A 23429-nucleotide genomic window follows, 5' to 3' on the forward strand; every position below is an offset into this window, starting at 1 on the left:
GCACTGATACGGTGCCCTCGCACAAATGAACAATCCGACAGGGGAGCGCCCACGGGGCGCTGAGAGTGCGGCACCGCCCGCAGACCCTCGGACCTGATCCGGGTCATACCGGCGTAGGGAGTCAGCTCGATCATGAACACCAACCTGCGGCGTGCCGCCGGCGCAGTCGCCGTCGGCGTACTCGCCCTTCCGGCTCTGGCCGCGTGCGGCGGCTCGGACGGCTCCGGGGGCTCCGGCACGTCCGAAGGCAAGGACAAGACCGTCACCCTGGTCTCGCACAACTCCTTCGCGGCGTCCGAAGAGGTGCTCAAGCAGTTCACCCGGCAGACCGGGTACAAGGTGAAGGTCCTCAAGGGCGGCGACGCCGGCCAGGCCGTCAACCAGGCCATCCTGTCCAAGAGCCACCCGCAGGGCGACGTCTTCTTCGGCGTCGACAACACCCTGCTCTCCCGTGCGCTCGACAACGGTATCTTCGCGCCGTACGAGGCCAAGGGCCTGGACCGCGTCCCGAGGAAGCTCCAGGCCGACTCCGGCGAGCACCGGGTCACGCCCATCGACACCGGCGACATCTGCGTCAACTACGACCGCGCGTACTTCGCCGGCCGCAAGCTGGCCCCGCCGACGTCCCTCGACGACCTGGTCAAGCCCGAGTACAAGAACCTGCTCGTCACCGAGAACGTCGCCACGTCCTCCCCGGGCCTCGCCTTCCAGCTCGCCACGGTCGCCAAGTACGGCGACGACGGGTGGCAGGACTACTGGAAGAAGCTCAAGGACAACGGCGTCGAGGTCGTCGACGGCTGGGAGCAGGCCTACAACGAGCGCTTCTCCGGCTCCGCGGGCGGCAAGAAGGCCAAGGGCGACAAGCCCCTCGTGGTCTCCTACGCCTCCAGCCCGCCTGCCGAGGTCCTGGGCATGAAGCCGCAGCCCGCGGAGGGCCCGACCGGCGTCGCCACGGGCACCTGCTTCCAGCAGACGGAGTTCGCGGGGCTGCTGAAGGGCGCGAAGAACACAGAGGGCGGCAAGGCCCTGATCGACTTCCTGCTGAGCCGTACGTTCCAGGAGGACATGCCGCTGCAGATGTTCGTCAAGCCCGCCAACCAGGACGCCAAGCTGCCCGAGGTGTTCACCAAGTACGGCGCGCAGGTGAACGAGCCCGGCACCATGGCCCCTGAGAAGATCGCCAAGAACCGCGACCAGTGGGTCAAGGCATGGTCCTCGCTCGTCCTGAAGTAGGGCCCGAGGCCCCTGCACGGGGCACCGCACGAGGCCCCGGCGGGGCCGGGCGGCGGACGGCGGTGCGGCTCGGCCTCATGGCCCTGCCGCTCGCCTTCTTCGCGGTCTTCTTCGCCTACCCCGTCGCCTCGATCGTCTCCCGGGGGCTGAAGGACGGCGGGCAGTGGCAGCTCGGCCGCATCGGCGAGGTCGTGACCGACCCGGCGATCGGCCGCGTGCTGTGGTTCACCACCTGGCAGGCGGCCGCCTCCACCGCCCTGACGCTCGCCCTCGCCCTGCCCGGGGCGTACGCCTTCGCGCGGTTCGACTTCCCCGGCAAGCGCACGCTGCGCGCCGTGGTGACCGTGCCGTTCGTCCTGCCGACCGTCGTCGCCGGCTCGGCCTTCCTGGCGCTGCTCGGGCGCGGGGGGCTGCTGGACGAGTGGTGGGGCGTGCGCCTCGACACCACCGTCTGGGCGATCCTGCTCGCCCACGTGTTCTTCAACTACGCCGTGGTCGTCCGCACCGTGGGGGGCCTGTGGGCCCAGCTCGACCCGCGCCAGGAGGAGGCGGCCAGAGTCCTGGGCGCGGGGCGCTTCACGGCCTGGAGGCGGGTCACGCTGCCGGCGCTGGCGCCGGCCGTGGCCGCCGCGGCCCTCATGGTCTTCCTCTTCACCTTCACCTCCTTCGGCGTCGTGCAGATCCTCGGCGGCCCCCGCTACGCCACGCTGGAAGTGGAGATCTATCAGCAGACCGCCCAGATGCTCGACCTGCCGACGGCCGCCGTCCTGACGCTGCTGCAGTTCGTGGCCGTCGCCGCGCTGCTGGCCGTGCACGCATGGACGGTGCGGCGCCGTGAGGCGACCCTGCGGCTGGTCGACCCGGCGCGCACGGCGCGGCGCCCGCGGGGCGCGGCCGAGTGGACGTTCCTGGCGTCCGTCCTGGCGGTCGTCGCCGTGCTCATCCTCGCCCCGCTCGTGGTCCTCGTGCTGCGCTCCTTCGACGGCCCGGACGGCTTCGGGCCGGCCTTCTACCGCGCCCTGGCCTCGGCGGACGGCAACGGCGGCACGTTCGTCGTCGCACCCCTGGAGGCGATCGGCAACTCGCTCGCGTACGGCCTGGCTGCCACGGCCATCGCGGTCGTCATCGGCGGGCTCGCGGCTGCGGCGCTGACCCGGCGCGAGGGGCGGCTCGTCCGCGGCTTCGACGCCCTGCTGATGCTGCCGCTCGGCACGTCCGCCGTGACGGTCGGCTTCGGCTTTCTCATCAGCCTGGACGAGCCGCCGCTGGACCTGAGGGCGTCCTGGATCCTGGTGCCGCTCGCACAGGCCCTTGTGGGCGTGCCGTTCGTCGTACGAACCGTGCTGCCGGTCCTGCGCGCCGTGGACGTACGGCTGCGCGAGGCCGCCGCCGTACTGGGGGCCTCCCCCCTGCGGGCATGGCGGGAGGTGGACCTGCCCCTGGTCGGCCGTGCTCTGGGGGTCGCGGCCGGCTTCGCGTTCGCCGTGTCGTTGGGCGAGTTCGGGGCCACGGTCTTCATCGCCCGCCCCGACAGCCCCACGCTGCCGGTGGCGGTGGCCCGGCTCCTGGGCCGCCCCGGGGAACTCATCTACGGGCAGGCGATGGCCTTGAGCACGATCCTGATGCTGGTGTGCGCCGCGGCGCTGCTGGTGCTGGAACGTATCCGCACCGACCGTACGGGGGAGTTCTGATGGCCCTGCTGCGACTGGAGAAGGTCGATGTGCACTTCGGAGAGCGCGCGGCGCTCGACGCGGTGGACCTTGAGGTCGCCGAGCACGAGATCGTCTGCGTGCTGGGCCCCAGCGGCAGCGGCAAGTCCACGCTGCTGCGTGTGGTGGCCGGGTTGCAGCGCGCGGATGCCGGGCGCGTGCTCCTGACGGGGCGCGATCAGAGCGGCGTTCCCACGCACCGGCGCGGAGTGGGCCTCATGTTCCAGGACCACCAGCTGTTCCCGCAGCGGGACGTGGCGGGCAACGTCGCCTTCGGGCTGCGCATGCGCGGCATGGGGCGGGCCGAGACGGCACGGACGGTCGCCGAGCTGCTGGAGCTGGTGGGGCTGCCCGGTGCGCAGCGCCGCTCCATCGCCGCCCTGTCCGGCGGCGAGCAGCAGCGGGTGGCCCTTGCGCGGGCCCTCGCACCGCAGCCCCGGCTGCTGATGCTCGACGAGCCGCTCGGGCAGCTGGACCGAGGCCTGCGGGAGCGCCTGGTCGTCGAACTGCGCGACCTCTTCGGCCGCCTGGGCACCACCGTGCTGGCCGTCACCCACGACCAGGGCGAGGCGTTCGCCCTCGCCGACCGCGTGATCGTGATGCGTGACGGACGAATCGCTCAGGCCGGCACCCCGCTGGAGGTCTGGCGCCGCCCGGCCTCCGAGTTCGTGGCCCGATTCCTCGGCTTCGACAACGTCGTCGAGGCGACGGTCGGCGGCGAGTGCGCGGACACCGTGTGGGGGAAGGTCCCGGTGCCGCCGGGGTCGCGGCAGGGCACGGGCCGGCTGCTCGTACGGCCTGCCGGAGTGCGCCTGGTGCCGGAGACGGAGGGGCTCCCGTGCACCGTCACGGGGCGGACGTTCCGGGGCGACCACGTCGTACTGATGCTGCGCCCCGCGGACGGCCCCGTGCTGGAGGCGGCATGCGGGCTGCACGGGGCCCCCGCCGCCGGCGACCGCGTAGGCGTCACCTTCGACGTCGCGGATGTCGTCGTGCTGGACGGCGCCGGTACCGCGAACGGCTGAGCAGGGCCTCTGCCGCGGCGGCGACCCCCTCGGGACGGATATGCCTGAGCCCCGGCAGCCGGTGCGGCTGCTGGGGCTCAGGCGTCGGTCAGCGGACTGCCGACGGCTGGAGTTCCTGTGGTTCGGGTTCGGCCTCCACGGGGGTGTCCGGCTCGCCGAACCAGGCGACCGCGACGGCACCTGCCACCGCCAGGGCGAAGCCGAGAACGGCGACCCAGGCGAAGCCGGGGCGCGAGTTGTCACCGAGCAATAGGACACCGATGGCGCCCGGGAGAATGGTTTCGCCGACCACCAGTGCAGCCGTGGCACCGTTGACCGAACCGATCTGCAGCGCCACCGTGTGCAGGTACATGCCGACTGCACCCGATATGAGGATCGCGTAGAGCGCCGGGTCGGCGATCAGCTTCGGCAGGTCGAACGGGTCGATGCCGTCCAGGATGCGCACGCCGACACCGATCGCACCGAAGCCCAGACCGGACAGCAGACCGGCCAGGATCGCGGCCCGCCCGCCGAGCAGGCGGACGGCCACCGTGCCGCCGCCCATCAGCACCACAGAGATGATCAGCAGCCACCAGTGGGTGGACATCGGCGTGTCGCCGCCGCCCTCGTGGCCCGCCGCAGTCGCCAGCAGCACCAGCGCCGAACAGACGACACCGATCGACGCCCACTCGGGCTTGGTCAGCCGGATGCCCAGGAGCTTGATGCTCAGCAGCGCGGTCACGACGAGGTTGGCGCTGATGACCGTCTGGGAGAGGAAGAGCGGCAGCATGCGGGCGGCGAGCGCGCCGAGCCCGAAGCCGAGGAAGTCGAGGACCGTACCGACCATGAACTCCCACGTCACCGCGGCCTTCGCGGTGGAGGACAGGCTCGGTCCACCGTGCTGGGTGGTGCCCGTCGAGGATGCCTTCGCGGCCTCCCGGCGGGCAGATTTCCGCGAGCCCACGGCTTGCAGGACCGAACCTGTGCCATAACAGGCCGAGGCCGCGACAGCCGTCACAAGGCCGATGATCACCAATAGCTCCGTTCGCCGGATATCCGTCGTGCTCCTCAAGCAGACGCGCAATTCGGCGACGAAGTTGCCTTGAGTCAAGAACTGGTCAAGAACTGTTGTGCTGCGGCCGCTCGGCGGGCCCGGAAGCCGGGCCCGTGCGGCCCGCTCACCGCGACATGGGCAGCGTTACGAGCTCTGCGATCGCCCATGTCAGAGGTGCCAGAACGGCCAGCAGCACGCCGGTGCGCAGGATGGCCGCCCCACGCAGCATGGAGGCGGGGATGCCGAGACGCTGCAGGGCCGCCGTGGTGCCGTTCCGGCTCTGCCGGCTGTCCAGGGCCGCGGTGATGGCCGTGGCCGTGACGCAGGCCATGACGAGCGCCGCGCCGAGGCCGGTGAGGGGGCCGAAAGGGCGCGGCCCGGTGGAGTCCCATGCCGCGCCGTAGAGTTCGGAGGCGGCCAGGGCCCCCGAGGCGACCGCGCACAGCACGCCCAGCGGACGGCCGATACGGGTGGCGGCGTCCTGCAGTATCCGGCCGGCCAGCAGCCGCACCGCGCCGGGCCGCCCGGCGGCGAGCAGGACCCCGCACCAGTGGGTCAGCCCGGGGCCGGCCAGCACGAGCCCGAGAGAGGCCAGGAGCCATCCGCCCAGCACGCCGGGGGAGGTGCCGTCCGTCCGGCCGGGCAAGGAGATCAGCCTGTCGGGGTCGGGCGCGGGGCCGTGCCCCACGTACGCCTCGAGGGCGAGCCCGACGGCGATGATCGCGATGCCCCACGGGAGGCCGGCGTAGGCGGGTCCGGGCACGGGCACGGAGGCCGGAGCGGGGGCGGGGGCGGGCGGTGGCGCCTGGGGCCCCTCGGACGGGGCCTCGGTGCTCTCCACCTCCTCTGCGCCCTCCACGGGCTCTACGGCGGGCTGCTGCACCCTGGCAGCGGCCTCCCGCCGCGGGTGCAGGGCGAGGACGCAGGTGCCCGCTGCGAGGGCGGGCAGGAGGCCGAGGAGGGTCAGCGTCGCGCCCCACGGCAAGTGCACCTGCCCGTCCAGCAGCCGTCTCGCCGAACCGCTCAGCGGCCCGCCGATGTCACCGCGGAGCACCTTGTAGAGCAGCAGGGCGAAACCGCTGCCGAGCGTGCACGAGATCGCCGTCGACGCCGCCGCGAGGACCGAGAGCCGCACGGGGCCGAGCCCCGCGGCGTCCAGGCCGTCACGAGGGCGCGTGGCGGGGTCCGTACGGGCCACGGCGACGGCGAACTGCACGACCGCCGCCAGCGGCACCGCGCACCAGACCAGCCGCACGAGCGACTGCCCCGTCGACTTCGGATGCGCCACCGCGTACCCCAGGGTGCACAGCAGCAGGAATCCCACGCCCGCCGCGGCCGCCGCCACCAGCAGCCTCCGGAGCAGGACCAGCGGGTGCGCGCCGCGCGCTAGGCGGAGACTGAGCACGCCGCCCTGCCCTCCCCCTCGGGCGCGTCGGGTACCGGGATGGCGGTGCCTCGGCGGCCGTCGACCAGGGAGACCGTACGGTCGGCCAGGGTGGCGATCTCGTCGTCCAGCGTGGCGATGACGACCGTGATGTGGTGCGAGCGGGCGGCCGTGGTCAGCGTGCGCAGCACCTGCGCGCGGTCCGCGTTGTGCAGCGGCGCCGTCGGCTCGTCGGCGAACAGGACGGTGGGCTCGCCGGCGAGCGCCCGCGCGATGGCGACCCGCTGGCGCTGCGCCTGGAGCAGGGCCGCCGGCCGCTTGCGGTGGCAGTCGCCGACGTCGAGGCGCTCCAGCCACTCACTTGCCGTGCGCTTGGCGGTCCGGTGCGCGACGCCTCGCAGCAACAGCGGCAGGGCGGCGTTCTCCCAGGCGCTCAGTTCCGGCACGAGGTGCGGCTCGCTGTCGATCCAGCCGAAGCGCTCCCGCCGCAACCGCTCGCGGGCAGCACGCGAAAGGGTGTGGACGGGGGCGCTGTTGAACCACACCTCTCCGGGCGAGGGAAGGAGCTGCCCGGACAGGCATTTGAGGAGCGTGGTCTTGCCGGAGCCGCGTGGCCCGGTGATGGCGAGAATCTCTCCCTCGCGTACGCCGATGGAGACCCCTGCGAGCGCGGGGGAACCACTGTGGGCGTAATGCAAGCCGCGTGCCCAGAGCACGTCGTTGTCCGGCGGGGCCACCATATCGAGCACCTCGGGTCGCTGTAGGGTCCGTTCCCCTGTCCGGGGGAACGAACCGGAGGCCATTGGGTCACTGGCACCGTACGGAACCGGGATCCTAGCCTTTGCCCAGGCTCGGCGCTGGACCGCCGACTTTCCTCCGGTCGGCCTCATACCCCAGGGGTCGCATATGAGTCGGAGCGCAAATGCGACGGAACGTGCGACCGGGTGTGCGGTGGGGCGTGGTGTGCGTGCGACGGGCGTGCGTCTCGCATGCGAGGGGTGCGCGGTACGTGCGCCGGGTGGGCCGGCCTACGCGCGCGTGCAGTAAGGCCGTGGCCCACGCGCGCGTGACCAGTGGGGGGTCGCGCGGGGCCACGGCGGGCGGAGCGAGCCGCCGGCGGTGCCGGCGGCTCGTCCTGGTCCTGTCGTGAGGTCCGGTCAGATCCTGGTCCAGGCCTCCGTGAGCACGCCGCGGACGATCTGCTCGATCTCGTCGAACGTCGACTGGTCGGAGATCAGCGGCGGGGCGACCTGGATGACCGGGTCGCCACGGTCGTCGGCCCGGCAGTACAGGCCGTTCTCGAACAGCTTCTTGGACACGAAGCCGTAGAGCAGCTGCTCGCACTCCTCCGGCGTGAACGACTCCTTGGTGGCCTTGTCCTTGACCAGCTCGATGCCGTAGAAGAAGCCGTTGCCGCGGACGTCGCCCACGATCGGCAGGTCGTGCAGCTTGGAGAGCGTCGCGTGGAACGCCGCCTCGTTGTCCAGCACGTGCTGGTTGAGGCCCTCGCGCTCGAAGATGTCGAGGTTGGTGAGGGCGACCGCCGCCGAGACGGGGTGGCCGCCGAAGGTGTAGCCGTGCAGGAAGGTATTGCTGCCCTTGAAGAACGGCTCGGCGATCCGGTCGGAGATGACGGCCGCGCCGATGGGGGAGTAGCCGGACGTCATGCCCTTGGCGCAGGTGATGATGTCGGGCACGTAGCCGAACTTGTCGCAGGCGAACATCGTGCCGAGGCGGCCGAAGGCGCAGATGACCTCGTCCGAGACGAGCAGCACGTTGTACGTATCACAGATCTCGCGCACCCGCTGGAAGTAGCCGGGCGGGGGCGGGAAGCAGCCTCCCGCGTTCTGAACCGGCTCCAGGAAGACCGCCGCGACCGTGTCGGGGCCTTCGAAGAGGATCTGCTGCTCGATCTGGTCGGCGGCCCAGCGGCCGAACGCCTCGGGGTCGTCGCCGTGGATCGGAGCCCGGTAGATGTTGGTGTTGGGCACCTTGTACGCGCCGGGGACGAGTGGCTCGAAAGGTGCTTTGAGGGCCGGCAGGCCGGTGATGGCGAGTGCGCCCTGGGGCGTGCCGTGGTAGGCGACGGCCCGGGATATCACCTTGTACTTGGTGGGGTTGCCGGTGAGCTTGTGGTACTGCTTCGCGAGCTTCCAGGCGGTCTCCACGGCCTCGCCGCCGCCGGTGGTGAAGAAGACCTTGTTGAGGTCGCCAGGGGCGTGGTGAGCGAGCCGCTCGGCGAGCTCGATCGCCTTGGGGTGCGCGTAACTCCACACCGGGAAGAAGGCCAGCTCCTGAGCCTGCTTGGCGGCCGCCTCGGCCAGCTCGGCCCGTCCGTGGCCCGCCTGGACCACGAACAGCCCCGCGAGACCGTCCAGGTAGCGCTTGCCCTTGTCGTCGAAGATGTAGGTGCCCTCGCCGCGCACGATGGTCGGCACGGGGGCGTTCTCGTACGACGACATGCGGGTGAAGTGCATCCACAGGTGGTCGTATGCAGTCTGGGAGAGGTCCTTGCTCACGGCTATCGGGTTCCCCATGTGTAGGTCTGCTTGCGGAGCTTGAGGTAGACGAAGCTCTCGGTGGAGCGCACGCCCGGCAGGGTCCGGATGCGCTTGTTGATCGTTTCGAGGAGATGGTCGTCGTCCTCGCAGACGATCTCGATGAGGAGGTCGAAGGAGCCTGCGGTCACGACGACGTACTCGACCTCGTCCATCGCGGTCAGGGCGTCGGCGACGGGATCGAGGTCGCCCTCGACGTTGATGCCGACCATCGCCTGCCGCCGCAGGCCCACGGTGAGCGGGTCGGTGACGGCGACGATCTGCATGACGCCCTGGTCGAGCAGCTTCTGGACACGCTGCCGCACGGCTGCCTCCGACAGCCCCACGGCTTTGCCGATCGCCGCGTAGGGGCGGCGGCCGTCTTCCTGGAGCTGCTCGATGATCGCCAGAGAGACTGCGTCGATCGGTGGCGTGCCGTGCACGCTCTTCGGGTCTGGACTACGAGTGGCCACAACTCCACTGTGCATGCGTCTCGCCCGTGTGGCAACCCTCAGGCGATGAAATTCGTTGTCTAGGTGCTGAGGAATAACTGATTCCGTCGTTCATGGGTGTGAGGTATGTCGAAAGCGTGGCCTCACTGACTAGGCTGACGGTCTCACCCAGTGGACATCTGACAGGAGGGGTGGCAGCCATGACCACCGAACTGCGTCGTCTTCGCAATTTCATCGACGGGGAGTTCCGGGACGCCGCCGACGGGCGTACCACCGAGGTGGTCAATCCGGCCACAGGCGAGGCCTACGCCACCGCCCCGCTGTCGGGCGCCGCGGACGTGGACGCGGCCATGGCCGCGGCCGAGGCCGCCTTCCCGGCCTGGCGCGACCTCGTACCCGGAGAGCGCCAGAAGGTCCTCCTCAAGATCGCCGATGCCTTCGAGGCGCGCGCCGAGGAACTGATCGCCGCGGAGTCCGAGAACACCGGCAAGCCAGTCGCCCTCACCCGCAGCGAAGAGGTCCCCCCGATGGTGGACCAGATCCGCTTCTTCGCGGGCGCCGCGCGGATGCTCGAGGGCCGCTCCGCGGGCGAGTACATGGAGGGCCTGACTTCGATCATCCGGCGCGAGCCCATCGGCGTCTGCGCCCAGGTCGCCCCGTGGAACTACCCGATGATGATGGCGGTGTGGAAGTTCGCCCCGGCGCTCGCAGCGGGCAACACCGTCGTCCTCAAGCCCTCCGACACCACGCCCGCGTCCACCGTCCTCATCGCCGAGATCATCGGCGGCGTGCTGGAGGAGCTCGGGCACCCGAAGGGCGTCTTCAACGTCATCTGCGGCGACCGGGAGACCGGCCGCCTCATGGTCGAGCACCCGGTGCCGGCGATGGCCTCGATCACCGGCTCCGTGCGGGCCGGCATGCAGGTCGCCGAGTCCGCCTCCAAGGACCTCAAGCGCGTCCACCTGGAGCTGGGCGGCAAGGCCCCCGTCGTCGTCTTCGACGACGCCGACATCGCCAAGGCCGTCGAGGACATCTCGGTCGCCGGCTACTTCAACGCCGGCCAGGACTGTACGGCCGCCACCCGCGTGCTCGTCCACGAGTCGATCCACGACGAGTTCGTCACCGCGCTCGCCAAGGCCGCCGCCGAGACCAAGACGGGGCGGCCGGACGACGAGGACGTCCTCTACGGCCCGCTCAACAACGCCAACCAGCTCAAGCAGGTCGCCGGCTTCATCGAGCGGCTGCCCGGCCACGCCAAGCTCGAAGCGGGCGGGCACCGGGTGGGGGAGAAGGGCTACTTCTTCGCCCCGACCGTCGTCTCCGGCCTCAAGCAGGACGACGAGATCATCCAGCACGAGGTCTTCGGTCCCGTGATCACGGTCCAGTCCTTCGCGGACGAGGACCAGGCCGTCGCCTACGCCAACGGCGTCGAGTACGCGCTGGCCTCCTCTGTGTGGACCAAGGACCACGGCCGCGCCATGCGGATGTCCAAGAAGCTCGACTTCGGCTGCGTGTGGATCAACACCCACATCCCGCTGGTCGCCGAGATGCCCCACGGCGGCTTCAAGAAGTCCGGCTACGGCAAGGATCTGTCCGCCTACGGCTTCGAGGACTACACGCGCGTCAAGCACGTCATGACGTCGCTGGACTGACGAAGCCGGCCCGCCTCGTGCGGTGGGGCTGGGCCTGCCTCATGCGGTGAGGCTGGGCCTGTCTCTGCGGTGTGGTCGGGGCCGCCCCGTGCGGCAGGGAATCCCGCCTCATGCGGTGAGAACGGCCCGCCCCATGCGGTAAGGCAGTGCCCCATGCCGTCCCGCGGCACGGGGCGGACGCAGACACCCTGCAGTGGTCCGTACCGGGCGTTTCCGGTACGGACCACTGCGCGTCGTGCCCCGGTATCATCGACGGCCGGCCGTTCCGGGCCGTCAGGGTGTCGGGAAGTGCGGTCGCCTCCCGGACAGGCCGTACATTGTCCGCGAAGATCCGACCCCGCCATGCTGCCGGAATGCGAGAGAAGCCCGTGAAGCCCCTGTCCCGCCGGACCCTGCTGCGCGCGCTGGGCGCCGGCGCCGGGGCCGCCGCACTCGCCGGGTGCGGAGTGCCCGCCGCGTACGTCGAGCCGGCCGACCGGGCCGGCGAGGATCGCTCCAGCCGCGACAAGAGCCTCGTCTTCGCCAACTGGCCGCTCTACATCGACGTCGACGAGGACGACCCGCAGAAGCGCCCCACGCTCGACGCGTTCGAGAAGCGCAGCGGCATATCGGTGAAGTACACCGAAGAGATCAACGACAACGACGAGTTCTTCGGCAAGGTCAGTCCCGCTCTGATGAACCATCAGGAGACCGGGAGGGACCTCATCGTCGTCAGCGACTGGATGGCCTCCCGCTACGTGCGCCTGGGCTGGGTCCAGGAGATGGACCGCTCCCGCCAGCCGAACGTCGACCGCAACCTCGACCCGCTGCTGCGCAAGCCCTCCTTCGACCCCGGCCGGCTGCACACCGTCCCCTGGCAGTCCGGCATCACGGGCATCGCGTACAACCGAAAGAAGCTCGGCCGGGAGATCCGGCACACCTCCGACCTGTGGAAGGACGACCTGCGCGGCCGGGTCACGCTGCTGGCCGGCCTGGACGAGGCGTACTCGCTGCTCATGCAGGGCAACGGTGCCGACGTCACCCGCTGGACCGCCGATGACTTCCACACCATGACCGACCAGCTGCGCCGCCTCGTGCGCAAGCGGCACATCCGCCGCTTCACCGGCAACGACTACATCAAGGACCTGTCGTCCGGCGATGTGCTCGCTTGCCAGGCGTACTCCGGCGACGTCATCCAGCTCCAGGCCGACAACCCCGACATCGAGTTCGTCGTCCCGGAAGAGGGCGCCGAGCTGTGGGCCGAGAGCCTCATGGTGCCCAACCTCGCCCGCCACAAGCGCAACGCCGAGGCACTCGTCGACTACTACTACCGGCCCGAGGTGGCCGCCGAGCTCGCCGCGGCGGTCAACTACGTCTGCCCCGTCCCGGCCGCGCGGGACGTTCTCGCCTCGTCCTCCGACAAGGAACTCGCGGAGCTCGCCGGAAACCCGCTCATCTTCCCGAGCGACGACATGCGTAAACGCCTCGCGACGGCACGCGACATGACCGCGAAGGAGCGGCCGGGCTTCACCAAGGAGTGGAACGAGATCGTCGGGCTCTGATCGCGCACGCCGCATGGGGCGGCCCCGGGCATGCCGCCCCATGCGGCCGCCTCAGGTCGCCTCACGCCGCCCCATGCGGCGGCGTGCGCCCGCCGCCTCGTGCCGCGCCTCCCGCCGCCCGGACCCCGTTCACTTCCGCAGCAGCGACCGCAATGTACCGACCCGGTTGGTGGTGATCGCGTCGACGCCTGCTGCCAGCAGCCGGCGCATCGTGAAGCGGGTGTCCGCGGTCCAGGCGGAGACCAGGAGCCCGTCGGAGTGGTTGCGGGCGACGAGTCCGGGGCTCACCAGCCCGAAGCGGTAGTTCAGCCAGCGCGGGGCCACGGCGCTGAGCAGGGCCCGGCGCGGCGGCACCAGCGTCGTCCACGTCAGGGCGGTCTCCGCAGCCGGATCCGCGCGGCGTACTGCGAGCATCGATGTCACACCACCGCAGTAGTACACGCGCTCCGCGGCTCCACTCGCGTGCACCTCGGCGACGGCGGCCTCGGCGGCCGACGCGTCCGGCAGGTCGATGAACAGCCGTGGTCCGGACCGCTCCGCGCCGAGCTGCAGGGCCTCGTGCAGGGTGGGCACGCCGCCGCCGGTCAGCTCCCGCAGTTCGTCCGCCGTGAGCGAGTCCAGGACCCGAGTGTGCCCCCACAGGCGCTCGAGCGTCGCGTCGTGCAGCAGCACGGGCACGCCGTCGCGCGTCAGCCGGACGTCGACCTCGACCGCCCCCGCCCCGGCCCGCAGGGCCGAACGGATCGAGGCGAGGGTGTTCTCCCGGAACAGGTACGGATCGCCGCGGTGGGCGACGGCGGTGACGGTGCGGGCGTCTGCAGCAGGGGAGTTCGGGCCGGTCATGGGACCCATTGTGGCCGCGGCGTGCGCCCGCCGAGCTCAGCCCCGCCAGGCCGCGGTGTAGGCGTCGATCTCCGCCCGGAGCGCCTTCTTGCCCGTCTCGTCCATGAACGACGCGTCCACGGCGTTCTTGGCGAGGCCGGCGACGCCTGCTGCGTCCAGCTCCAGGAGGCGCGCGGCGACGCCGTACTCCCGGTTGAGATCCGTGCCGAACATGGGTGGGTCGTCGCTGTTGACGGTCACCAGGACGCCCGCGGCCACCATCTCCTTGATGGGGTGGCGGTCCAGGTCGGTCACGGCGCGGGTGGCGAGGTTGGACGTCGGGCAGACCTCCAGCGGGATGCGGTGCTCCGCCAGGTGGGCCAGCAGAGCCGGGTCCTGCGGGGCGCTGGTGCCGTGGCCGATGCGCTCGGCGCGCAGGTCGACCAGGGCGTCCCAGATGGTCTGCGGGCCCGTCGTCTCACCGGCATGGGGCACGCTGTGCAGGCCCTCGGAGATGGCCCGGTCGAAGTACGGCTTGAACTGGGGCCGGGGCACGCCGATCTCCGGTCCGCCCAGCCCGAAGGAGACCAGCCCCTCGGGCTTGAGCTTGCAGGCGATCCGTGTGGTCTCCTCCGCGGCTTCCAGCCCCGCCTCGCCCGGGATGTCGAAGCACCAGCGCAGCATGACGCCCAGCTCCGTCTCGGCCGCCTTGCGGGCGTCCTCTATGGCCTCCACGAAGGCGGCGTCCGGGATGCCGCGCCTGGTCGAGCTGAAGGGGGTGACGGTCAGTTCGGCGTAGCGGATGTTCTGCCGCGCCATGTCGCGCGCGACCTCGTACGTCAGCAGCCGTACGTCCTCGGCGTCGCGGATCAGGTCGACGACCGAGAGGTAGACCTCGATGAAGTGGGCGAAGTCGCGGAAGGTGAAGAAGTCGGCCAGTGCCTCGGGGTCGGTAGGCACGGGCGAATCCGGGTGGCGGGCGGCCAGCTCGGCCACGATGCGCGGGGACGCCGACCCGACGTGGTGCACATGGAGCTCCGCCTTGGGGAGCCCGGCGATGAACGAGTCGAGTACGGACATGCATGCCTCCATGGCGCGGTCGGCCGGAGCCTGTCGACGGGTGCCGTTCATCGTATGCGGGACGTACGCGACGATTGTCCTCAGGCCTTAGCATGACGGGTATCGACTGGGGAGGGCTATGTCTGGCAAGGCAGCCGGGGCCGATGGGCACTCCGAGCCGCGGGACCCCGATCCCTGGGCTCCGCCGAAGCGGCGGGTCGCACTCGACAAGCCCGGCCGGCCGGCGTCCGGGCAGCATGCCGGGACCGCTCCGGCGCCTCGTGCCACCGCTGTGACACCGCCTCAGCCTCCTGCGCAGCCCGGTCCCCATGACGCCGTGACACCCTCCGGGCCCCATGCGCTGCCGGCGCCCTATGCCATGGCCCCGCCCCATGCGGCTCCGCAGCCGCCCCATGCCCCGGCCCCGGGCGCCGTCCCGCCCGTGCCTCTTGCGCCGACCGGCCCCGGCACTCCCAGCGCGTACCGGGGCAGCCCGTACGACCAGGCGCCGTACGGAGTGCCCGGCGGCCCCTCCGCGTCCCCGGGCTCGGCCGCCCCCTACAGCTTGCAGACGCCGTACGGTCAGGGCCCCTACGGTCAAAGCCCCTACGGGCCGGGCTCCTACCAGCCGGGCGCGTACGGCTATCCGGCGTCACTGCTCTATGCGCAGCAGCCCGCCCCCAGCAACGGCCTGGGGCTGGCGGCCCTGGTGCTGGGCATCGTCGGCACCGTGTTCTCGCCCACCGTCGTCCTCGGGGCGGTGCTCGGCATCCTCGCCGTCATCTTCGGCGCCGTGGGCCGCGCCAAGGTGCGCGGCGGCGAGGCCACGAACCCCGGACAGGCCCTCGCCGGGCTGATCCTCGGTTGCGCGGCGCTCGTCGCCACCATCCTGATGGTCATCGTCTACATCAACATCGATGTCGACGACAGCGACGGCCCCGTGCCCGACGAGGAGCCCGGTGCGACGTACGGCGCCTACTTGTCGGCGCCGGTGTTGTTCGTGGACCGCGACGCCAGCCGCTGACGCGCCTCCATCAGCGCGAAGCCGAGGAGGTTGTCGCCCTGCCAGCGAGCGGGGTCCTGGGAGCGCTCGTCGTCGGCGGCCAGGCCGATGCCCCAGATCCGGTCGAGCGGGCTGGCTTCGACCAGCACCCGCTCCCCGGTGCCGAGCAGGTAGGTGCCCAGCGCCGAGTCCTGCGCGAACTTGTGGACGCTGCCCTCCACCACGAGCTCGAAGCGGTGCTGCCGCCACGTCTCCTCGTCGAAGCCGCGCACCTTGCGGCCCGCGTCCTTCGCCTGCTTGGGGTGCGAGGCGGCGATCGCCTCGGCCTCGGCTTCCGCGTCGCCGAACAGCCGTGCCTTGCCGGCCATCATCCAGTGCTCGGCCGTGGCGTAGACGATGCCGTTCACCGTAAACGGCGAAGGCCACCACTGGCTGAAGCAGCCCGCCCCGATGGTGCCGTCCCGACGTGGCTGGTGGCCCCAGAAATAGACGTACTTGAAATGCTCGCCGCGGGTGACGGCGGCCGTCAGCTCCGCCACCGAACGCGGGCCGTCCGCACGCTGCCGCGCATGTGTGAATCCGTGCTGGTCCCCGTTGATCTTCATGTCGGGATTCTCGCATCCGCCCCGGCAGCGGAACTGGGCTGACCGGGCATGACCGTTCCCCATAGCATTGCCCGACGCAGTTCAACGGAGGGGACATTCTTTATGTCTGACTACAACCAGAATCCTTATGGGGCGCCCCAGCCGCCGCCCCAGCCGCCGGCGGCGCCCCAGCAGCCCGGCTACGGCTACCCGAACCAGGCACAGCCGGCGCAGAGCGGCTACCCCGGGCAGAGCGGGTATCCCGCACAGGCTCAGAGCGCCTACCCGGCGCAGAGCGGCTACCCCTCCGCACCGCCGGTCCAGCCCTACCCCGTAGCCGGCTACGCGGGTGGGGTACAGCCCAGCAACGGCATGGGCACCGCCGGCCTCGTCTGCGGCATCATCGGCGCCGTCTGCAGCCTCCTGGTCTTCCTGTGGTTCTTCGGGCTGATCCTGGGCATCCTCGGCATCATCTTCGGTGCGGTCGGCCGCTCCAAGGTCACGAAGGGCGAGGCGACCAACCGGGGCGCCGCGACCACCGGCATCGTCCTCGGCATCGTGGCCCTGGTGCTCCCCGTCCTGTGGTTCGCCTTCTTCGCGAGCCTTCTCGGCATCGGTGCCGGCTTGTAGCCGGACCGAACCCGCCCGGGACTCGGTCCGCTGCCGCACGTTTGCAAGGGCCCCGTGCGGCATTCGGAGGCTTGCCTCTAACTGATTCCGTCGCAGGGCACGCGGGCTGCGACGGAATCCCTTGTTGGTTGCGGTCTCCTCTGCCAGGATCGGCTTCGGCGCCCCTGCGTGGTGCAGTGCAGAGGAGGGCGCAGCCGGCCGGAGGAGTGTGTTGATGGGCGCGACGGATCAACGGTTCGATGCGGCGGGGCGGTTCGCCGGCGGAGCCCAGTACATCGGTGGCCGATTGCGCCCCGGCGCCTCGGGCCGCATGTACGCGGTCGTGGACCCCGCCACGGGCGAAGAGGTCCTCCGGTACGAGCTGGCCGGTCCGGAGGACGTGGACGCCGCCGTCACGGCCGCTGCGGGGGCCCTTCCCGCGTGGGCGGGAGCGACCCCGGGGGAGCGCTCCGGCGCACTGCACCGGTTCGCGGGTGTGCTTGCGGACCGCGCGGAAGAGTTCGCCCGTGCGGAGTCCGCCCAGTGCGGCAAGCCGATCCGCCTCACCACCGAGTTCGACGTGCCGGGCACCGTGGACAACACCGCCTTCTTCGCGGGCGCCGCGCGCCACTTGGAGGGCCGGTCCGCCGGCGAGTACAGCGGCGACCACACCTCCTACGTGCGCCGCGAGCCGATCGGTGTGGTGGGCTCCATCGCGCCCTGGAACTACCCCCTGCAGATGGCCGCGTGGAAGGTCCTCCCGGCGATCGCGGCAGGTAACACGATCGTGCTCAAACCCGCCGAGCTGACGCCCCTGACGTCGTTGATGTTCGCCCAGGCCGCCACCGAGGCCGGCATCCCCGACGGCGTCGTGAACGTGATCTGCGGCGCCGGTGCGGACGCGGGGGAGCGCCTCGTGGGCCATCCGGACGTCGCCATGACGTCGTTCACCGGATCGACGGCGGTCGGCAGGCGCGTCGCCGAGATCGCCACACGGACGGTCAAGCGGCTCCACCTCGAACTCGGCGGCAAGGCCCCGTTCGTCGTCTTCGACGACGCCGACCTCGAAGCGGCCGTACACGGGGCGGTCGCCGGCGCCCTCATCAACACCGGGCAGGACTGCACCGCCGCCACCCGCGCCTACGTCCAGCGCCCCCTGTACGACGCGTTCGTCTCCGGGGTCGCAGACCTGATGGCGTCCGTGCGCCTCGGCGACCCCTTCGACCCCGCCACCGACCTCGGCCCGCTCGTCTCGTACGCCCAGCGGGACCGCGTCGCCGGCTTCGTGGACCGGGCGCGCTCGTACGCCACCGTGGTCACCGGCGGCACGGCGCCCGCGGGGGAGCTCGCCAAGGGCGCGTACTACCGCCCCACGCTCGTCACAGGAGCCGCCCAGTCCAGCGAGATCGTCCAGGACGAGATCTTCGGCCCCGTGCTCGTCGTGCTGCCCTTCGACAGCGATGACGAGGGCATCGCGCTCGCCAACGACACGCCCTACGGGCTGGCGGCCTCCGCATGGAGCCGGGACGTCTACCGCACGGGGCGGGCCGCCAGGGAGATCAAGGCGGGCTGCGTGTGGGTCAACGACCACATTCCGATCATCAGCGAGATGCCGCACGGCGGTTACCGGGCATCAGGCTATGGAAAGGACATGTCCGGGTATTCCTTCGAGGAATACACCCAGATCAAACATGTCATGTCCGACAACACCGCGGTGGCCCGCAAGCCCTGGCATCGGACCGTATTCTCTCTGGCCTGACGCCTTTCTCCCGGGCTGATGTCCTGTTTCTCCCGGGCTGATGTCCTGCCTCCCGCGCCGGTTCTCCTGCCGGTTCTTGTTCCGGTTCTCAAGCGCGTTCTCAAGCCGGTTCTCGTACCGGTGGGAATCACGGGCCGCCGTGTTTGCGGACCTCACCGTAGTAGACCCGGGCCCAGTATTCGCAGCTGCCGGTTTTCGCCTTGGACTGGGTGCGGCAGTAGGCGTACAGGTCCGCCTTGAAATTTTTGTCCACGGCGAGACGCGTGGTGCGGTCGAACCGGCCCTGCTCCTTGTAGTTCCGGTACCCGAAGTCGTGCCGCTGGCAGGACGGCAGGAAGTTGAAGCCCATGGGCCGGTTGGGCGCCTGGGAACAGCCGTCCGACGACCAGTCGAGCTTGTCGCTGTGGCTCTTGTCGTTGCGTACGGACTGGAACCGGTCCATCGAATGGTTGAAGAGCAGCTTGTCGGTGTAGGTCTGAAGTGGAGGATTCGGTGACGGTTGGGCGATTGCCGGTTCGGCCGCGGCCCCCATGAGCAGTGCGGCGCCCAGTGCCGCGACGGCTGTCACTCTTTTTCTGTAACCCAATGGTTTTCCCCGTTCCGTGCCACGAGCGGATTCGTGCTGCCCGCTCGCTCCCTCTGTGAGCAGGCATCAGGTTGGCAGGTTCATGCCTGAGTGATCCATGGGGATCGTGGCACTGTTGCGTAACCAAAAGGCAACAACGGAATCCCTTGTTCAGCCCGCATTGCTCTGCCAGGATCCTCGCTCAAAGTCCGTTGGAGCTACGGAAAGGGCACCTTGCATGGAGCGCTACCAGCCACGGACCACCGTGAACCGGCGGACTCTGCTGCGAGCCGGCGGAGCAGGTGCTCTCGCCTGCGGCGCGCTCGCGTCCCTGGCCGGCTGCGGCATCCCGCCCGCGGGGCGCCCGGAGGGCGCTCTGGGCGCCTCCGAGGACCGCTCCGCGCACGAGCGGACCCTCGCCTTCTCCAACTGGACCGAGTACATCGACACCGGCCCGGACGGTACGAGCCGCCCCACGCTCGACGACTTCAAGCGCTCGACCGGCGTCGCGGTGAAGTACACCGAGGACATCAACGACAACGTCGAATTCTTCGGCAAGGCCGGTAAACAGCTCGCCGCAGGCCAGGACATAGGCCGGGACCTGATCTGCGTCACCGACTGGATGGCCGGCCGCATGATCAGGCTCGGCTGGGCCCGGCGGCTCGATACGGCTCACCTGCCCAACGCGTACGCCAATCTCGCCCCGGGATTCCGCGCCCCCGACTGGGACCCCGGGCGGGTCCACTCCTATCCGTGGACCGGCATTCCCGCCGTCATCGCCTACAACCGCAGGGCCACCGGCGGCCGCAAGGTCGATTCCGTCTCCCAGCTCCTGGACGATCCGCGGCTCAAGGGCCGTGTCGGACTCCTCTCCGAAATGCGCGACACGGTCGGCCTCACGCTTCTCGACATGGGAAGAAGGCCCGAAGAGGTCACCGCCGAGGAATACGACGCCGCCGTCGCCCGCCTGCGCCGGGCACGCGACCGCGGACAGATCCGCCGCTTCACCGGCAACGACTACACGGGCGACCTCAACAAGGGCGACATCGCCGCCTGCATCGCCTGGGCGGGAGACCTCGTCCAGCTCCAGGCCGGCAACAGCGACATCCGGTACGCGATCCCGGACGCGGGCTACATGCTTTCCAGCGACAATCTTCTGGTCCCCCGCACCGCCCGCCACCAGAGGAACGCCGAGCGCCTCATCGATTACTACTACCAGCCCAAGGTCGCCGCGCGGCTCGCCGCCGCCATCAACTACGTCAGCCCGGTCGCCGGGCTGCGGGACGAGCTCGCGAAGATCGACAAGAAGCTGGCCGAGAACAGCCTGATCATCCCCAGCGAGGCGATGCTGGCGAAGGCCCATGCCTTCCGCTCCCTGACCGCCGCCGAGGAGAAGGCGTTCGAGGCCGCCTTCTCCGAGCTCACCGGCGCCTGACCCGCCGAAACGGGCCACCGGCGCGGCGCCCGGCCCCGGACATATGAGAACGTACGCGGCTGTACGTGCCGTACGTGCTCACGCCCCCGAGACCCCTGGACCCAAGACCCATGACAACAACCGCCCCGACCGACAGCAGCAGCGGCACGGACGTCCGCCTCACCGCTATCAGCAAGAGCTACGGCGCCTTCAGCGCCGTCCACCCGCTCGACCTGAGCGTCCCCGCCGGCTCCTTCTTCGCCCTGCTCGGCGCCTCAGGCTGCGGCAAGACCACCACCCTGCGCATGATCGCCGGCCTGGAGCAGCCCACCACCGGCACCGTCGAGCTCGCCGGCCAGGACGTCACCGCCCTCCCCCCGCACAAGCGCCCCGTCAACACCGTCTTCCAGAGCTACGCGCTCTTCCCGCACCTCGACATATACGAGAACGTCGCCTTCGGCCTGCGCCGCCGCGGCATCAAGTCCGTCAAGAAGCAGGTCGGCGACATGCTCGAGCTTGTCCAGCTCGGCGACTACGCCCGCCGCAAGCCCCACCAGCTCTCCGGCGGCCAGCAGCAGCGCGTCGCCGTCGCCCGCGCCCTGATCAACCACCCCCAGGTACTGCTGCTCGACGAGCCCCTCGGCGCCCTCGACCTCAAGCTGCGCCGGCAGATGCAGCTGGAACTCAAGCGCATCCAGACCGAGGTCGGCATCACCTTCATCCACGTCACCCACGACCAGGAGGAAGCCATGACCATGGCCGACACGGTCGCGGTCATGAACGCCGGACGGGTCGAACAGCTCGGCGCCCCCGCCGACCTCTACGAGACACCCCGCACCACCTTCGTCGCCAACTTCCTCGGCACCTCGAACCTCATCACCGCCGAGGTTCTCGACGCCTCCGCCGAGACCCTCGTCCTGCGCGCCGCGGATACCAAACTCGCCCTGCCCCGTGCGCGATGTACCACCGCCCCCCGTGCGGGCGGGAAGCTCCTCGTCGGGATACGGCCGGAGAAGATCACCCTCACGCACGCCGACGACGCCGGCACCATCCCCAAGGGGCGTAACCGCGTCCACGGACGCATCACCGCGTCCAGCTTCATCGGAGTCTCCACCCAGTACCTCGTCGACAGCCCCGTGGCCACGAGCCTGTCCGTCTACGAGCAGAACATCGAGCGCGACAGCCGCCTCGCCCCGGGCGCCGAGGTCGTCCTGCACTGGAACCCCGGGCACAGCTTCGGCCTGGACGCCGCCCAGAGCATCGAGGCGGGCACGGACGCGGGGGAGGGCACCTGATGGCACTCGTCGCCGACCAGCCCCCTGCGGCCCCCGCGCCGCCCCTCCGCACGGCCGCACGGGGCCGGAAGCTCACCCCGTACTGGCTCCTGCTCCCCGGCATCCTGTGGCTGCTCGTCTTCTTCGCCGCCCCGCTCGTCTACCAGGCCTCCACCTCGGTACAGACCGGATCGCTCGAAGAGGGCTTCGACGTCACCTGGCACTTCGCCACGTACTGGGACGCGCTGACCGAGTACTACCCCCAGTTCCTGCGCTCCGTCGCCTACGCCGCGACCGCCACAGCGCTCTGCCTCGCCCTCGGCTACCCGCTGGCCTACCTCATCGCCTTCAAAGCCGGCCGGTGGCGCAACGTCCTGATGATCCTCGTCATCGCGCCGTTCTTCACCAGCTTCCTGATCCGCACCCTCGCCTGGAAGACGATCCTCTCCGACGGCGGCCCCGTCGTCTCCGCCCTCGCGAGCCTGCACGTCCTCGACGTCACCAACGCCCTCGGGGTCACCGAGGGTCACCGGGTGCTCGCCACGCCCCTCGCCGTCGTCTGCGGCCTGACCTACAACTTCCTGCCGTTCATGATCCTGCCGCTGTACACGTCCCTGGAGCGCATCGACGCACGGCTGCACGAGGCGGCCGGCGACCTCTACGCGCGCCCGCTGACGACCTTCCGCAAGGTGACCTTCCCGCTGTCCATGCCCGGCGTCGTCGCCGGCACACTGCTCACCTTCATCCCCGCCACGGGCGACTACATCAACGCCGAGCTGCTCGGCTCCACCGACCAGAAGATGATCGGCAACGTCATCCAGTCCCAGTTCCTGCGCGTCCTGGACTACCCGACCGCCGCCGCCCTGTCCTTCATCCTCATGGCCGCCATCCTCGCCATGGTCACCGTCTACATCCGCAAGTCCGGGACGGAGGACCTGGTCTGATGACCGCTACGCCCGCCCTCCAGGCCGTTCTCTCCAGCCGCCCCGTGCGGTGGCTCCGTCGCAACCTCGTCGTGCTCGCGGGGCTGGCCACACTGGCCTACCTCGTGCTGCCCAACGTCGTCGTCACCGTCTTCTCGTTCAACAAGCCCAACGGCCGCTTCAACTACGAGTGGCAGCGCTTCTCCACCGACGCCTGGGCCGACCCGTGCGGCGTCGCCGACCTGTGCGGCTCCCTCTCGCTCAGCCTGCAGATCGCGGTCTGGGCGACCGTGGGCGCCACCGTCCTGGGCACGGCGCTCGCCTTCGCGCTCGCCCGCTACCGCTTCCGCGCCCGGTCCTCCGTCAGCACCCTGATCTTCCTGCCGATGGCCATGCCCGAGGTCGTCATGGCCGCCTCGCTGGCCACCCTCTTCCTCAACATGGGCGTCACCTTCGGCTTCTGGACCATCCTGATCGCCCACATCACGTTCTGCCTGAGCTTCGTGGTGACGGCCGTCAAGGCCCGGGTGATGTCCATGGACCCCCGGCTCGAACAAGCCGCCCAGGACCTCTACGCCACCCCGCTGCAGACCTTCCTGCGGGTCACCCTCCCGATCGCCGCCCCCGGCATCGCGGCGGGCGCCCTGCTCTCCTTCGCCCTCTCCTTCGACGACTTCATCATCACCAACTTCAACGCCGGCTCGACTGTGACCTTCCCCATGTTCGTCTGGGGATCCGCACAACGGGGCACACCCGTTCAAATCAATGTCATCGGAACGGCGATGTTCGCCATCGCCGTGCTGTGCGTCCTCGTCGGTCAGCTGATCGGCGGGCGCCGAAAAAGGAGCTGA

21 protein-coding genes and 1 riboswitch are annotated in these 23429 nt (G+C 70.4%); of the genes, 12 read left to right on the forward strand and 9 right to left on the reverse strand.

Going from position 1 to position 23429, the window contains the following annotated elements:
* Positions 1–29 precede the first annotated feature (29 nt).
* A riboswitch (TPP riboswitch) is annotated at positions 30–137 on the forward strand.
* The 3 genes from FGW37_RS23540 to FGW37_RS23550 all read left to right on the forward strand — a co-directional run bounded on the left by FGW37_RS23540 (position 133) and on the right by FGW37_RS23550 (position 3967).
* A complete protein-coding gene (locus FGW37_RS23540) occupies positions 133–1233 on the forward strand; it encodes a thiamine ABC transporter substrate-binding protein (protein ID WP_179082857.1) in 1101 nt (366 codons plus the stop codon). Its footprint overlaps the riboswitch before it by 5 nt.
* On the forward strand, positions 1209–2924 hold the full coding sequence (locus tag FGW37_RS23545; RefSeq protein WP_179082858.1) for an ABC transporter permease: 1716 nt from the start codon (positions 1209–1211) through the stop codon (positions 2922–2924). Before FGW37_RS23540 ends, FGW37_RS23545 begins: the two co-directional genes overlap by 25 nt.
* Positions 2924–3967, forward strand: coding sequence for an ABC transporter ATP-binding protein (locus FGW37_RS23550; protein ID WP_179082859.1), 1044 nt, complete (start codon positions 2924–2926; stop codon positions 3965–3967). Before FGW37_RS23545 ends, FGW37_RS23550 begins: the two co-directional genes overlap by 1 nt.
* An 88-nt stretch (positions 3968–4055) precedes the next feature.
* Here the strand turns inward: FGW37_RS23550 and FGW37_RS23555 are convergent, their stop codons facing one another.
* The 5 genes from FGW37_RS23555 to FGW37_RS23575 form a co-directional block, all read right to left on the reverse strand.
* A complete protein-coding gene (locus tag FGW37_RS23555) occupies positions 4056–4979 on the reverse strand; it encodes a DMT family protein (protein ID WP_179084874.1) in 924 nt (307 codons plus the stop codon).
* A 145-nt stretch (positions 4980–5124) separates the two neighbouring features.
* On the reverse strand, positions 5125–6405 hold the full coding sequence (locus tag FGW37_RS23560; protein WP_179082860.1) for a hypothetical protein: 1281 nt from the start codon (positions 6403–6405) through the stop codon (positions 5125–5127).
* Positions 6387–7124, reverse strand: a complete 738-nt coding sequence (locus FGW37_RS23565) for an ABC transporter ATP-binding protein (RefSeq protein ID WP_179082861.1) — start codon at positions 7122–7124, stop codon at positions 6387–6389. Before FGW37_RS23565 ends, FGW37_RS23560 begins: the two co-directional genes overlap by 19 nt.
* 417 nt (positions 7125–7541) lie before the next feature.
* Positions 7542–8921, reverse strand: coding sequence for an aspartate aminotransferase family protein (locus FGW37_RS23570; protein WP_179082862.1), 1380 nt, complete (start codon positions 8919–8921; stop codon positions 7542–7544).
* Complete coding sequence (locus tag FGW37_RS23575; protein ID WP_058046499.1) at positions 8906–9409, reverse strand: Lrp/AsnC family transcriptional regulator; 504 nt, start codon at positions 9407–9409, stop codon at positions 8906–8908. Before FGW37_RS23575 ends, FGW37_RS23570 begins: the two co-directional genes overlap by 16 nt.
* Positions 9410–9573: 164 nt before the next feature.
* On the opposite strand from FGW37_RS23575, the gene FGW37_RS23580 reads away from it, so the two are divergent.
* Positions 9574–11025 carry a gamma-aminobutyraldehyde dehydrogenase gene (locus FGW37_RS23580; RefSeq protein WP_179082863.1) on the forward strand — a complete coding sequence of 484 codons (1452 nt, stop codon included), beginning with the start codon at positions 9574–9576 and terminating at the stop codon, positions 11023–11025.
* 353 nt (positions 11026–11378) lie between these two features.
* Positions 11379–12566: a polyamine ABC transporter substrate-binding protein gene (locus tag FGW37_RS23585; protein WP_179082864.1), complete on the forward strand. Its 1188-nt coding sequence runs from the start codon at positions 11379–11381 to the stop codon at positions 12564–12566.
* Positions 12567–12695: 129 nt separating this feature from the next.
* Here FGW37_RS23585 and FGW37_RS23590 read toward each other — a convergent pair whose 3' ends face one another.
* Complete coding sequence (locus tag FGW37_RS23590) at positions 12696–13409, reverse strand: glycerophosphodiester phosphodiesterase (protein ID WP_179082865.1); 714 nt, start codon at positions 13407–13409, stop codon at positions 12696–12698.
* Positions 13410–13445: 36 nt separating this feature from the next.
* A complete protein-coding gene (locus FGW37_RS23595) occupies positions 13446–14468 on the reverse strand; it encodes an adenosine deaminase (protein ID WP_179082866.1) in 1023 nt (340 codons plus the stop codon).
* A 421-nt stretch (positions 14469–14889) separates the two neighbouring features.
* Between FGW37_RS23595 and FGW37_RS23600 the strand changes: the two genes are divergently transcribed.
* Entirely contained in the window at positions 14890–15471 is a 582-nt protein-coding gene (locus FGW37_RS23600) for a DUF4190 domain-containing protein (RefSeq protein ID WP_179082867.1), read from the forward strand.
* On the opposite strand, the gene ybiA is transcribed toward FGW37_RS23600, so the two are convergent.
* Positions 15423–16055 carry a riboflavin biosynthesis intermediates N-glycosidase gene (gene ybiA / locus FGW37_RS23605; protein WP_179082868.1) on the reverse strand — a complete coding sequence of 211 codons (633 nt, stop codon included), beginning with the start codon at positions 16053–16055 and terminating at the stop codon, positions 15423–15425. The two genes, FGW37_RS23600 and ybiA, sit on opposite strands and share 49 nt — an antisense overlap.
* Before the next feature lie 102 nt (positions 16056–16157).
* On the opposite strand from ybiA, the gene FGW37_RS23610 reads away from it, so the two are divergent.
* Together FGW37_RS23610 and FGW37_RS23615 are read left to right on the forward strand one after the other, a co-directional pair.
* Entirely contained in the window at positions 16158–16664 is a 507-nt protein-coding gene (locus FGW37_RS23610) for a DUF4190 domain-containing protein (protein ID WP_179082869.1), read from the forward strand.
* A 214-nt stretch (positions 16665–16878) separates the two neighbouring features.
* Entirely contained in the window at positions 16879–18402 is a 1524-nt protein-coding gene (locus FGW37_RS23615; RefSeq protein ID WP_179082870.1) for a gamma-aminobutyraldehyde dehydrogenase, read from the forward strand.
* Positions 18403–18529: 127 nt separating this feature from the next.
* Here FGW37_RS23615 and FGW37_RS23620 read toward each other — a convergent pair whose 3' ends face one another.
* On the reverse strand, positions 18530–18970 hold the full coding sequence (locus tag FGW37_RS23620) for a phospholipase (protein ID WP_343067174.1): 441 nt from the start codon (positions 18968–18970) through the stop codon (positions 18530–18532).
* 235 nt (positions 18971–19205) lie between these two features.
* Here FGW37_RS23620 and FGW37_RS23625 point away from each other — a divergent pair, with 235 nt between their 5' ends.
* The 4 genes from FGW37_RS23625 to FGW37_RS23640 all read left to right on the forward strand — a co-directional run bounded on the left by FGW37_RS23625 (position 19206) and on the right by FGW37_RS23640 (position 23429).
* The gene (locus FGW37_RS23625; protein ID WP_179082871.1) at positions 19206–20402 is read left to right on the forward strand and encodes a polyamine ABC transporter substrate-binding protein; all 1197 of its coding nucleotides are present in this window, start codon (positions 19206–19208) and stop codon (positions 20400–20402) included.
* 110 nt (positions 20403–20512) lie between these two features.
* The gene (locus tag FGW37_RS23630) at positions 20513–21676 is read left to right on the forward strand and encodes an ABC transporter ATP-binding protein (RefSeq protein ID WP_179082872.1); all 1164 of its coding nucleotides are present in this window, start codon (positions 20513–20515) and stop codon (positions 21674–21676) included.
* Positions 21676–22599, forward strand: a complete 924-nt coding sequence (locus FGW37_RS23635; RefSeq protein WP_179082873.1) for an ABC transporter permease — start codon at positions 21676–21678, stop codon at positions 22597–22599. The genes FGW37_RS23630 and FGW37_RS23635 overlap by 1 nt, the downstream gene beginning before the upstream one ends.
* Positions 22599–23429 (forward strand): ABC transporter permease, encoded by an 831-nt coding sequence (locus tag FGW37_RS23640; RefSeq protein WP_179082874.1) that lies wholly within the window; start codon positions 22599–22601, stop codon positions 23427–23429. Before FGW37_RS23635 ends, FGW37_RS23640 begins: the two co-directional genes overlap by 1 nt.

The organism is Streptomyces rectiverticillatus (genome assembly GCF_013394065.1).
Lineage (GTDB): Bacteria > Actinomycetota > Actinomycetes > Streptomycetales > Streptomycetaceae > Streptomyces > Streptomyces rectiverticillatus.